The sequence below is a fragment of the Kineosporia succinea genome (assembly GCF_030811555.1).
In the GTDB taxonomy this organism is placed as follows: Bacteria; Actinomycetota; Actinomycetes; order Actinomycetales; family Kineosporiaceae; genus Kineosporia; species Kineosporia succinea.
In genome coordinates this window covers 7,655,589-7,669,332 of sequence record NZ_JAUSQZ010000001.1, presented here as the reverse complement: position 1 = coordinate 7,669,332, position 13,744 = coordinate 7,655,589, and the positions used below count along the sequence as shown (strand labels likewise).

2 protein-coding genes (1 of these 2 running past the window's edge) are annotated in these 13,744 nt (G+C 71.3%); both read left to right on the top strand.

Going from position 1 to position 13,744, the window contains the following annotated elements:
* Positions 1–11,078: the final stretch of a coiled-coil domain-containing protein gene (locus J2S57_RS33600; RefSeq protein WP_307250330.1), read on the top strand. Its footprint begins 16,786 nt before the window's first position; 11,078 of the gene's 27,864 nt are visible here — the last part of the coding sequence; its start codon lies beyond the left edge, outside the window; the stop codon is at positions 11,076–11,078.
* Positions 11,075–13,678, top strand: coding sequence for a right-handed parallel beta-helix repeat-containing protein (locus J2S57_RS33595; protein WP_307250328.1), 2,604 nt, complete (start codon positions 11,075–11,077; stop codon positions 13,676–13,678). Before J2S57_RS33600 ends, J2S57_RS33595 begins: the two co-directional genes overlap by 4 nt.
* Positions 13,679–13,744 lie beyond the last annotated feature (66 nt).

Here is a 13,744-nt window from a genome sequence, read left to right as displayed (position 1 = left end):
CCTTCGCGGCCCAGGGGCTGGGCACACTGCTCCCTCCCATCGATCAGGTGGCCCCGGGCGACGTCGGGGGATTCCCGCGCCACCACGTACTGGTGCGACTGACGGATCCGAGGCTCACCGCGGCCGAACGCGCGAAGATGGCCGCGCGCGGCGAGAACATCCTGCGGGGCGAGAGCGGCGACCCCGAGGACGACCGGGTCGTTCACGTCGACTTCCCGGCCGCGACCGGCCCGGGGCCGGTCGAGCCGTCGGTGCGGATCGAGAAGCCGGCCCGGCCCCGGCCCCGGCCCCAGTCGGTCGCCTGGAGTCTGGCGTCGCTGGAGAGCCCGATCCCGGTGGAGAACCTGGGCAACCTGCCCTGGCACGACCTGGTAGAGGGTTACGCCCCGGGCGCCGGGGTCTTCCCGGGGGCGGGGCGGCCGGCCGGCACCGGGGTGGGCCCGGAGGACGGAAGCGCGCTGTCCCCGTCGGAATTCGTGTCCTGGTCGGCACCCCGCGAGGACACCTCGTTCACCGGGGCCGAGCCGGCGGTCGAGACCGCACTTCCTCCGGCCTCGGAGGTCACGACCTTCTCGGCCGTGACTGCGGGGAACCCCGTCACAGCGAGCGTCCCGCTGCCTCCGGCCGCCGTTCCGGTCCCGGCACAGGTGGCCAGATTGCGTCGCGCTCTCGCCTCCGAGCTCGTCCGGGCCGACCTGATGGCCGAGTTCTCACGGGAGCTGAGGTACTTCACCGCGCACCCCTATCAGCGTGTGCCGGCAGGCGACGGTCAGAGCCAGACGATCGCTGCGATGCTCAGGCATCCGGGGTCGCTGGCCATGGTGACCGCCCAGGGCGAGAACCTGGGGGTGGCCCATTGGAGCCAGGACGGGCTCCAGTGGTTCGCCATGGGGGAGGACGGGACGCTGACGGACCCGGTGCCCCTGCAGTCCGCGGTGTTCCCGGCCGGAGTGGACGTCCAGGTGGGCGTGTTCGAGAACCGCAGGACCGCGGACGTCGGCGACCTGATGGGGCAGCTGCGAGCGGATCTCCGGTCCAGGGTTCTCGCGAAGGTGACGACCGAGAGCAAGGTCCTGAAGTTCTGGTACGGGCGGGAGATCCCGGGTCTGCACTACGGTCTCGCCCTCGACGCCCGGGAGACAGCGCTCCTGAAGGAAGGACTGCGAGTACAGCTGTACCTGAATGGGCCGGGTACGGCGTTGGCGGTCCGGCACGGGCAGAAGTTCGCCGGCGTCGCCGTCAACGTCGCAGGAGAGCTGCTGTGGGTCGGCTCCGCCCCGAACACCCTGCCGCATCCGGTGACGAGCCTGGACGAGGCCAGGGTTCACCCGGCTGACCGGATCGGTCAGCCGGTCAGCGTGGCGGTCCTGGGCCCGGACGGGCTCAACCGGGGCTGGCGTCCGCGCCGGGAGCTGCAGGTCCCGACCGGATCGGAGCCGGCCGTGATCGCGCCTCCCCCCGGAGTTCTCGGACTGCTGGACGCCGCCCGGTCTCTCGAGGTCATGACCTCCTCCATCGCCGCGCTGGTGGATCTGGCGCCCGGCGGGCCGGTGATGAAGGAGATCGGGCCGGAGGTGGGCGCGGATCTGTCCGACGCCGTACCCCGCACCGGCGACGTGGCCGTGCTGCTGGTCAACGGTGTGGTGGCGGGCCTCGTGCAGAACAGCGGAAACGGACGGGTCTGGTCCGGTCTCGAGCAGATCAGGAGCAAGACCGCCCCCGTGCCGTTGTGGGACGCCCCGATCCCGGAGGAGGCGAAGGGCTGGATCGTGCTCCTTCGCCCGGCCCGGCCCGGGTCGTCGACCACGGTGTTCCGGGAGACGATCGGATCGATGCTGATGACTCCGTTCGCCACCGAGAACATCGTGGTCAGAACCCTCTTCGGCAGCCCCCTGGCCGATCTGCCCGGCCAGTGGCGAAAGGTCGTGCTGAAGCACCCGCGTCAAGAGCTGCAGGCCAATCTCACGGCGTGGGGTCCGGGTACCACGGTCCTGGTGCGGATCCGTGGCCGATTCGCCGGGGCGGCGAGGAACCACGACGGTGAGAAGGTGTGGCTGGAGCCCGGCTCCGCCGCCGGAACCGGATCCCAGGTGCGTCCGCTGGCGGGGGCGGACCTCTCCGCCCTGCGCTCGCCCGAGCTCTCGCTGTGGGTTCTCGGTCTTGACGGTGACGAGAGACTGTGGCGCAGCGAAGAGCACCCGGCGGAGCTGGAGGCCCACTGGCAGACGTCGTCCCTGCCCGGCACCAACACGAACGGGATGGTCCTGGAGTACAAGCCGGCGCCGGGTCGGCAGATGCGGGCGCACCCGCACGAGCCGGCCCGAAGGGCACTCGTGCTGGGTGCGACCGGGGACAGAAACCCCGGTCAGATCCGGAGCCAGGTCCTGCGGATCCTGACCCGTCACGCCGGTGAGGGGATCCGGACCTGGCGGTTCTACGGTGACGTCCTGGAAGAGAGCCTGATCCGGAGGGCTGTGACCGACCTGGGGCTCGACGTGGTCTACTCACGGGGGAAGATCGATCCGGTCACCTTCGCCAGTGAGCACGGCTGGACCCGGGTCCGGCCCTACGGCAAGCCGACCGGGATGCGGGGCCAGGCCTGGCTGATCGACGACCTGGGAAAGACGTTCCGGCGGGCCGGGTTCGGGTCGGACGCCGCAGTGCCGGAGGCGCCGTTGGCGCGACTGGCCGACCTTCGGGTGGTCAACCCACGTCCCCTCCCGGGCGGACAGCAGTGGACGCTGCGGTTCGGTCCGGGCTGGGCGGTGGCCGTGGATCCGCGCGCCGATGTCTCGGCGATTCCGGTCCCGGTCGCGGAACAGACAGCGGACGGGCCGAGGAGCGTCATCGTCCTGCTCGACGAGCACGGGCATCCGGCCGACGCCCGGAAAGAGCCGGTGCGGCTGATGATTCGCGACATGCTGCTGAAGAGTCGGGGGCCGCGCAGGCCAGGGAATCGCCCCTCGTTCCGTCTGGTGGTCAGTCACCTGTCCGAGGAGCAGGCCGAGAACCTGGTCGCGGAGGCGGACATCGACCTGGTCTTCTCCATGGACGAGGTACGGGCTGCCTCTTCGGCGGCAGGCGACCCGCTCTGGCGTGTCTACCAGGTCATGTCGGTCGAGCGCACCCGGGTTCACCGGGGCTGGGTACGAGCCCGGCCGGTCGGTGACGTGATCTCGGTGGAACGGTACGAGCCGCTGCACTACCCGGAAATTCCCTGGGGCAGACGTCTTCCGGCGCCCGGGGCCGACGACACCTTCACCCTGAGGCAAGAGTCGGCCGCGGCCCTCGAGGCCGGGGCGGAAAGGTTCGCCCAGACCGTTCACGAGGTGCGGACCGGGGCCGGAGTCGTGCTGTCCGACGACGGATCGCTGGGCGTGCGCTCCCTCGACCTCCCCGCTCACAAGGAACGGATGACGATCTCGGTGAGCGAGGTTCGGGACGCCGGGTCGGCGGCCCGGCTCCTCACGGTCTGGCAAGGACGGGGGGCCACCCACGGACCTCTCGTCCTGCACGACGAGCGGGCCTCCGAGGACATGCGCCTGGTTCTCCCGGCCGCCACGGGTTCGGGGCGTCTGGCGGTTGCCGACGCGTCCACGGACGGGCTGCCGGCGAGCGCCGACGGGGTGCCCTGGCGGGAGTCGTACGCCGAAGCCCTGCGGGACCCGGATCTGGTGCGCACTGTCGAGATCGAGTCCTCTCCGGTCATGATCCCGCAGCTGATCGACGAGGACGCGTTGGCCGCAGCGCTCTCACCTGCGGATTTCGAGAAGCAGCTGGCCGACAACTCGATCTACCACACCCTGCCCGGCACCTGGGCCGCCTACCGCGTCTACGCCGAGATCCTGCATCGCGACGGGCTTCTCGTTCCTCGCTACTACCGCGGGAAGGACGACCGGGGTGCACTGATCCAGGCGATCGCCGCCGAGGTGAGCGCCCTGCGGTCGGCCGGCTCCTCCGCACTGGACGACATCCTCAAGGAGCTGGCCACGGTTCGGTCGGCCCGGTCCGGAACCCGTGAGGCGCTCGCCGGGTACCGCCCGCGTCCGTTCCGCTCGGATGTCGTGCAGGCGTTCCTCGACAATCCCGCAGCGGTTGCCGTGAGCCCGAACCGGCGGGAGATTCTCCGCGACACGCTGAGGCAGCTCTCGCACCTGATGTCCAGCTCGCTTCCGAAGGACCGGACGATCGAGGGGGAGGGGAAACCGGACGAGGCGGAGGCGCAGAATCCGGACCCGGCGTACTACCGCTTCCTGCCGGAGGATGAGCTGATCACCCGCGTGCGCGAGCAACTCGCCCGGCTGCGCCGCCGCCGGAGTGGGGGCCGGCGTCTGGGCGACCCACTGCCGGATCTGCTGAGGCGGCTCGCCAGTGAGCCCTTCCCGTTCCGGGCGCTGCTGAACTACCCCCAGGACCGGTTGCAGGCGAAGGTGGCCGACGTGCCGGACCTCCCGAGGACGCGTGTCGTGGAGTTGCAGCCGGTTGTTCACCTGAAGGCAGCGCCCGGGGTCACCCCGGCCCAGGTCAATGAGGTCGCCGCCCGTCTGACGAGAGGGCTGGCCCGCAGCTGGAACCGGACGGAGGGTTTCGAGGACTCGGGCTGGACGGTGTTCCTGCGTACCCGGCTGACCGTCTCGACGGGCCCGGTGGCGCCCGCCGGGGCGAGCGTCATCCAGGTGGCTCCGGGGTCGGGGCGGGAGCACAGCCGCGAGGTCTTCGTCGGCTCGGACGCCCACGTGCTCAGTCACGAGGTCAGCCATCGGCTGGGCCTCCCCGACCGGTACGCCTATGTGTCCGGTGACGAGCCGACACCTCTGCGTCGCCGGAAGCTCGTCACGCGTCCCCTGCCCGAGGGACGCCACACGCACCTGGAGCCGGACGACCCCCGGCCGGAGATCGACCGGGTCGCGATCCAGCCGACCGGGCTGGATCCGGGTCCCTCTCTCATGGCTGGCACCTCCTGGCAGCCGACGCTGCGGGACATGCGGTACCTGCACGCCATGGTCATGGCGCAGCACCCGGGCCTGGCGCCTCAGCAGACCCCGGCCGTGAGGGCCAACCACGTGAAGATCCTGACCGGGCTCCGGACCCTGATCGAGAAGGAGAAGATGGGGCGCCTGCTGCCACCGCTGGACCAGGCCGCTCCGGGTGACATGGCGGGGTTCCCGCCCAATCATCCGCTGGTGAGGCTGACGGACCCCCGGCCCCGGGGCCGGGAACGGGAGGAGGCAAGAATCCTCCGGAGGGTCGTCCTCACCGGCGACGGCGAGACATCGGGTGGCCGCCTGGAGATTCAGCTCGGCTTCCCGAACGGACAGGCACCGGAACGGCTGGTGCCCGACATCAGGATCATCGACCCGGCCTCGATCGACGAGGCGGCCACGATCGACGAGGCGGCCGGGGACCTGAGGCGGCAGAGCACCCTGAGGCCGGGCCGGGGTGTCCCGACCCCGGCGGGGATCCGGCCGCAGTCGGAGGTGGTGCCCCGGTCCGCCGTAACCGGGAGCGCGGCTCACCTCGGTGCGGCCCGGCCGGTGGAGGAGGCTGTCGCGACCGCGGAGGCTGTCACCACGCCGAAGGCCGTCACTACGCCCGAGCAGGAGGTCCGGAGCTGGCGCACCCGCATCGAGGAAGGGTTCGCCCAGCAGGACGTCCTGGAGCAACTGGCGTCACGGCTGGCCCCCACGCACGAGCCGGCCGGCACGGTGGGCCTGTCGTCGGAGAACTGGGCGACCGAGTTGGGCAACCGTCTGTCGGCCCCCGGAACCGTGTCGGTGGTGACGGCCGGCGGCACGGCCGTGGGAGTGGCTTTCGGCACGCCGGAAGGGGCTCGGTGGCTGGAGCTGTCCGGGAACGGGGTCTTCGGTGACCACGAGCCGATCGCTCTGTCCGGGGCCGACCTGCCCGGTGCCACGGCGGTCTCGGCCGGGATGCTGCGCCCGCACCCCGAGCCGGCTCCCGGGGACCTGGTGGACAGCGTCCGCCATCATCTCCGGGATCTGGCCCACACTCGCCTGCAGCACGAGGAGTCGGTCTTCCGGCTGTTGCACGGCGTTGACCTGCCCGTGCTGGAACACGGCCCGGTTCTGGGTTTCTGGGAGACGACGATCCTGGGGGAAGGGCTGGGGGCCAACCTCCTGCGCGGCGGTCCGGGGACCACGATTCTCGTGCACGACGGACATCGCTTCGCCGGAACGGCTTTCAATTCGGAAGGCCAGCTGATCTGGCTGGACGCCTCGGCGGCAACCGACGGGCACCCCGTCAGCCGGCTGGATCGGGCCGTGCTGCACACCATCGGCAGTTTCACGGTGACGGTGATCGGAGCCGACCGCAGTGCCCGGCCCTGGCAGAAGCGGGTGCAGCCCCCGGCCCACCCGACGCTGTGGTGGCCGGACTCGCGTCCCCGTGGAGATTTCCGCGCGTTCCAGGACGCGGTGAGTACGGTGCAGCTTCTGGGCCCGGTGGCGATCAGGCAGCTCGGCCTGGCGGCCGCTGAACCGGATGTCTGGTCGATGGGCCCGGACCTGGCCGCGGGACTGGTGGCGGCGCTGCCTCGGGAGGGAGACACGGCCGTCGTCCTGATGGGCGGCCAGGTCGCCGGTATCGGCCATCACGACGGGGTGCAGCGCGTATGGCTCTCCGCCCGCGATCTGGTCGCCGGAACCCCCCTGGTCCCTCTCTGGGAGGCACCGCTGCCGGAGGGACTGGCCGGCTGGGGTGCCGTCTTCCGGTCCGGTGCGGAGGGCCTGTCGGCAGCTGAATCGCTGGATCGGGTACGCCGTATGGCGATGACTCCCTTCGCCACGGACGAAGCGATCCTCGTGACGCTCTACGGGGACGACGTCCGGCACGATCCGGGCCGGTGGACCACCATCGACGCGGAGGCGCTCGTCGACCTTCTCGAGGAGCTGCTCGATCGCGGGGGGCCCGCGACCGCGGTCGTCGTCCACGCCCAGGTGGGACCCGCCGGGCAGTTCTTCGGCGCGGCGATCAATCACCTCGGGAGCAACGTGTGGTTGTCGTCCGGCTCGCAGCAGGACGGGATCGCCTCGGGGATCCGGCCACTGGACGACTCCCTTCTCGACGGATCGTCCGCGTCGATGTTCACCGTGCGCGCGTTCGGCGCGGACGGCCTGACGGCGGACGAGTGGTGGTCTCGGGACGTGCCGCTCGAGTACGGCTGGACGATCAACGAGGTTGCCGGATCGGACGGCCCTCAGGCGTACGCCCTGTTGCGAGAGCGTGCCGACGCGGGCGGGATGCCCGTGGTCGCCGATGAGCCGGGGCGCCTCGGACTGGTTCTCGATCAGTGGGGGCATCTGGACGAGGTGCCGGAGAGACACCACCCGCAGGCCCGGGAGCAGGTCGCGGCGGTGCTGGGCAAGCTCGCGCGGCTCGGGCACCGGAGCCTGAGGATCTACCACGATCTCCTCGGGGACGATCTGGTTCGGCAGTTGGTGCAGGAGCACGACCTCGACCTGATTCATCCCAGGGGTCGCGTCCATCGTCGGACGCTGGAGAATGCGGGCGGCTGGACGCGGGTGCGAAAGGCCGACGGGCGCGGGGCGGGGCAGTTCTGGCTGGTCGACGACCTGGGGCCGGAGTTCGTGGCTGTTCCCGGGAACGGGCCGACCGGCACCGACGGCGTCGGCGCACCGCCCGTCTCCTCACTGGCCGAGGTTGAGGCACGCCAGGTCACGGTCCCGGGCGGACAACCGGTGTGGGACGTACGCAGCGGTTCGCACTGGCAGGTGGCGACGCCGTCCGGTGCGGAGGTCGCCGGCCTGCTCCTGCCCCCGGTCGAGGAACGCTCGCTGGTCGTGCTGGACCCGGCGGGCCGTCCGGACGATGCCCGCCGCCCGGAGATCCAGGCCCTGATCCGGCAGTTGCTGGAGGCGGACGTCTTCGGCGAGGACTCCGTGCGGCTGGTGGCGAGCCACGTCACCCCGGCTCTCGCGGAGTCCCTGGCCCGGCGGTCCGGGCGGGAGGTGCGCTACGCCCAGGACGAGGTGACGCGGCTGACCGGCTTCCCGGCGAGGGTTTCCCGGCTGCGGTTCCAGGCCCAGCCCCGTCAGGACGCCCCGGGCGAGCAGCGCGGCTGGCGGCGGGCTTTCCCGTCCGGTGAGCAGATCCGGCACGAGGCGCTGACCGGGCTCAGCTTCCCGGTACCCGGGTGGGAGCCGACACTTGCCGCTCGCCTCGTCGACGGGCCGCTGCGGTGGGGCCAGGATCTGCTCGGACGCGACGGATCGGTTCTGGAGGGTGTGCGCGTGTCTTTCCCGGTGCTGCGCAGCGGCTCCGGGTTGATGGTCTCGGACGAGCGGTGGGCCGGCGCGCGAGGGCGTGCTCTGCCGGTCGATCCCGACCGCCTGACGATCTCGGTGCGGCAGGTCAGCGACCCGCTGGGGGCTACGAACGCCCTGAACCGCTGGCGGGAGCTGGTGCCCGGTGTCACGCAGGTGGTCCTGCACGACGAGCGCATCCCTCTGTACCTGCCTTCGTCCCGGCCCGGCTCGGCTCTGACCGATCGGTTCGCCGTTCCGCTCAATCGCTCGTCCCGGCTCCCGATCACCGAGAGCGGCACACCCTGGCGCCGCGAGTACCAGGAAGCACTGAGGAACCAGGCACACGGTCGATGGCTCGAGATCGAGGAACTCCGGGAGCTGGGGGGCCGCGATCTGGATGCCCGCGACCTGCATCTGCCCGAGTTGTCCGTGCTGGCGGAGCGCCTGGCCGTGCCCCGCTTCGTCGGGATCGACTTCTCGACGAGCCTGGCCGCCGTGGCGCTCTACGAACGGGCCCTTCGTCGATCGGGGGTGCCGTTCTACGCGGTGTCACTGGTCCAGGACCGGGTTGCCCTGGCGGAGAATCTCCAGAAAGAACTGGCGCACATGGAGGCTCAGGGGGACCCGTCTCCCCTGGCCACGCTGGTGGGTGACCTGGAGCCCCCGAAACGACCCAGCTACCAGGGACCTTCGAGTGGGGTCGACTTCGATCCGCGGGTGTTCCGGGCGTTCTTGTCGAGAGGCGAGGTTCCGCCGGGGCCGGACCGTGAGCTCCTGCTCGAGCGCAGTCTGGTCCGGGTGGCCGAGGTGCTGGCCTCCTCGGGAAGCGGACTGGAGCGGCCGGAACAGGCCTACCCGACGGGAGGCGGAAGGGCGGACCTTGCGGCGTACGTGAGTTCGTGGCTCGACATCCTGGCCCGCAACTCGCTGGACCCATCGGTCGATCCTCTGCCCGCAGTCCTGAACCGCCTGGCGGGAGACGCCGTACAGGCGACGGTGCGCGTGGACAACAGACCTCGCTTCCGGGCCCGGGTCGTCGAGCTGGAGAACGAGAATCCGCCCGTCCGTCTGATCGAGGTCGTCCAGCACATCCACCTCTGGCCGAAGGACTGGGACGTGCGGCCGGACCAGCTGTTCACGGCCGGAGCCCGGATGCAGGCCGACATGGTCCGGGCGTGGAACCGCACGGAGGGCTTCGCGGACGGGGGATGGACCGTCTTCGTCCGTTCGAAGGTGCGGGTCACCCACGGTTTCAACCCACCACCGGACGCCAGGGTCGTCGTGGCGCAACTGCCCCGGACCCGGGAGAACGACCGGCTCATCAGCGTGCACACCGAGCGCGGGATCCTGGCCCACGAGGTCAGCCACGCGCTGAATCTTCCGGACCGGTACCCGTACGCGCCGAAGGACCCGGTGGCGGTGCTGCGCCGCGGGCGGAGAGTCAGATGGCCGGTCCCGGAGGGCCGTACCCGGAATGTGAAGAAGGGGGAAGACCCCTCGCAGGTGCTCGATCCGGTGAGGTTCGTGCCGTCGGGCATCGACCTGTCGGTGTCCCTGATGAGGGACTCCTCGGCGGCGCCGACCCGGCGGGACCTGAAGTACCTCCATGCCCTGGTCATGGGGCACGCCACCGGTGAAGGCGCGCACCACCAGGCCCCTCCCGGGGCGGAGCTCGACACCGAGGAACACACGGTGACGGTGGAGGAACTGCAGGGGGCCTTCCAGCGGCTCGGGTACGGCGAGCTGCTGCGCGAGCAGGACACGGTGCCCACCCGGCCCGAGTCCGGGGCCCCCGATCCCAGAACTGCGGCCCCACCGACGGTTGCCGGCCTTTCCCGTCAGCACCCGCTGATTCGCTCGACCCACCCGAGTGCGGTGACCGACCAGGAACGGGCCGCAGGGTTCGCCGAACGGATCGTTCTGCTGAGAACGCCGAACGATCCGGAGACGGAGGCTCTGGCGTTCCGAATCCGGTTCCGGGCCGGGGACGGCGAGGAGGACAGCACCGTGGACCTGATCGCGCGGGTGACTGCCGATCCGCGACGTGGCACTCCGATCACGGACGTCCGCCTGCTCTCGCAGATGCGGGACGAGGGTTTCGAGGCCCTGACCGTCCCCCGGCTGCGGGCAGCGCTGGAGGCGACCACCGCGCGGATGCGGGCAGGCTGGTGGGCGGTGCTCGCTCGCCAGGCGTGGGACGAGATCCACCACGCGACCGAGGCGGGAACGACGCCGGCGCACCGTCAGGCGGCCGAACTCGCCCAGCAGATGGTGCGGGAACGGGTGCGGGCGGTGCCCGACGGGCCCGCCGCCCGCCAGATCACCCAGGAACTCCCGAGCGTCCTGACCGGGCTGTTGCTGCCACGGGCCGGGGAGAGTTCCGGCTCTCCCTCCGCCGAAACGGTGCAGGAGGTGGGCGAACTCGCCGACGAGCTGCTGCACAAGGTGTTCGGGGTCGAGGGGGCGGCCGGTGGGCAGCTCGACCGGCTCGTCCACCTCGGCGAGACGGTGGCTGCCCGGCCGGAGGGCCTGGACGAGATGCTCGGGGCCCTGGAGGCCGACGACGCGATCCGGGAACTGACGACCTTCGAAGCCACGATGACCCGGGCGGTCCTGATGATCCTCGCCGGTGAAGGGAATCGTTCTCTCGCCGAGGTTTCCGCCGTCTGTGCCGGCGCTCCCGATCCGGTCAAGCTGGGCTGGCTGGATCACCTGTCGGCCCTGTCGGCGCGGCGCCCGCAGTGGGCGGAGCCGCTTCGCGTGCTCCAGATCGCGATGGTGTCGTGCGTATGAGCGGCGTGACGAACAGCCCGGCGTCGGTGCGCACCGTGCGGGTCGCACCGGGCGAGCGCAAGGCGTTCAGCACGATCGGTGCGGCGCTGCGGGCCGCGGCGCCGGGGGAGACCGTGTCGGTCGCCCCCGGCGTCTACGCCGAGGACCTGGTGATCGAGCGGGCGGTGACCGTGACCGCGGCGAAGGGCCCGGGCACGGTTCGCGTCGTGGCCCGTGCGGGGAGTGAGGTGCGGGCCCGGGCGACGGTGCGCGGGCTGGTCTTCGAAGGGCCGGGGGAAGCGGTTGCGGCCCTGCGGATCTCGTCCGGTGCGGTCGAGCTGGAGCGGTGTGAGGTGCAGGCCGGGCGTCTCGAGGTCGAGGGAACGGCGACCCTGCGCCTGCTCGCGTGCCGTATCACGGACGCGCCGGTCGTCGGGGTGTATCTGGGTGGGCGGAGCGCGGGAACGTTCGAGGACTGTGTGATCGCCGGGGTGGAGGGGACCGGCGTGGTGGTCGGTGACGCGGCGCGGCTGACTCTTCAGGGCACGCAGATCCGCGCCACCGCGGGCTCCGGCCTGCGGTTGCGGGGCGGCGGCGCCGCCGAGGTCCGCGACAGCGAGATCTCCGTGACCGGGCGCAGCGGCGTGCTGGTCGAGGGAACCTCGTCCCTGGTGGTGTCGGGAACACGGATCGAGCGGTGCGGTGGCGAGGGACTGCGGGTGCTGGCGACGGACGCCCGGGGCGAGGGAGTCGTCGTCACCGATTCGGTTGTCGAGAAGGCCTCGGGGGAAGGGGTTCTCGTCGTCGACGGGACGGTGCGCCTGGAGCGGTGCCGGATCTCCGGAGCCGGCCGGTCGGGACTGGTCGTCCTGCGCGGCAGCTCGCTGACGCTCACCTCCTGCATCGTGGAGAAGATCACCGATACCGGTGTGGTGGTTCGTGATTCGGCTCAGCTCACCGTGACGGGCTCCACGGTCCGCGAGGTCACGGGGAACGGCGTGTACCTGTCCGACACCTCTCACACCCGGCTGGAGGACGTGAGGGTGGACGACAGCAGGTTCAGCGCCGTCTACGTGGGCGACGGTGCCCGGGTCGAGGCCGACGGCGTGCGGATCGCCCGGACCCCTGAGCACGGAATGCATCTGGCCGGACGCGCGACGGCCCGGGTTCGGGACAGCCGGGTCCGGGAGGCAGGACTGAGCGGGATCCGGGTGGAGGACGACGTGGTCCTGGAGGCGTCCGGCCTCGACATCGATCGGTGCGGGGTGGGCGCCGCCCTGGCTTCGCGCGAGAAGGTGACACTCGAGGCGTCCACCGTGGTCGAGAGCGGGCGTTCGGCGCTCCAGGTCGGGCCGGGAGCCGTGGCGACGGTCCGGGACGTGCGGGTGCGCCGGGCCGGCACGGCCGGGATCGTGCTGGAGCAGGACTGCCGGGCCACGCTGGAGGAGTGCCGGATCGAAGGGGCGGGCGGCTCGGGTCTGGTGGTCGGCAGAGGGGCCCGCCCGGTCGTGACCGGGCTGCGGGTGTGGGACATCGCGAAGAACGGCATCTTCGTGAGTGACGGAGCCGGAGGCACTTTCGAGGACTGTGACCTTTCGGCCTGCGGCTTCCCCGCCGTGCACGTCGGGGCCGAGGCGGACCCGGTGTTCCGGGCCGGTCACATTCACGACACCGAGGTGGACCTGAGCCAGGACGAGAACGCCCGTCCGCGGTTCTCGGACCTGCGCGTCCGGAGCGTGGAGCGGCCGTCCGGGCCGGAACCGGTGAGCAGTGAGAGTGTTCCGGAGGACGACGAGAGCACCCCGTCGCTGGACGAACTACGGGGGCAGCTCTCCGGCCTGATCGGCCTGGAACAGGTGAAGGCCGACGTCAGCGCCCTGGTCAAGCTCATGCAGATGGTCCGGCGCCGGCAGGAGGCCGGTCTGGCGGCGCCGCCGCTCAACCGGCACCTGGTCTTCGCCGGTAACCCGGGAACCGGCAAGACCACCGTGGCCCGGCTCTACGGTGGCCTGCTGGCCCGCCTCGGGGTGCTGGAGAAGGGGCATCTCGTGGAGGCCGACCGGGGTGCCCTGGTCGGGTCGTACGTCGGGCACACCGCGCCCAAGACCGAGGCGATCTTCCGGAAGGCCCTGGGCGGCGTGCTGTTCCTGGACGAGGCCTACTCGCTGGCGCCGCCCGGGCAACCGAACGACTTCGGGCACGAGGCCATCGTCACGCTGATGAAGCTGATGGAGGACCACCGCGACGAGATCGTGGTGATCGTGGCCGGGTACTCCAGCGAGATGGCCCGGTTCCTCGCCTCCAATCCGGGCCTGGGGTCCCGGTTCTCGCGGACGCTGGAGTTCGTGGACTACAGTTCCGAGGAACTCACCCGGATCGTCGAACTTCAGGCGGCCCATCACGAGTACCGGCTCGCCGCGTCCACCCGGGACGCGCTGGTGACCTACTTCGGTTCACTGCCCCGCAACGCCGGTTTCGGCAACGGCCGCCTCGCCCGGCAACTGTTCCAGACCCTCACCGAGCGGCAGGCCGCGCGACTGGCCGACCTGGACCCGGACCAGACCGGGACCGACGTGCTGCAGCTCGTCGAGCCCGCGGACATCCCGCCGCACAGCATCTGACCGGCTGCCCACCCCGGAACCGGAGATCACGACCACTCTGCCGCAGCCCTGTCAACCCGACGTCAA

Excerpts from the sequence above, each read along its gene's own strand:
- J2S57_RS33595 (WP_307250328.1), top strand. The coding sequence starts at position 11,075 with ATGAGCGGCGTGACGAACAGCCCGGCGTCGGTGCGCACCGTGCGGGTC.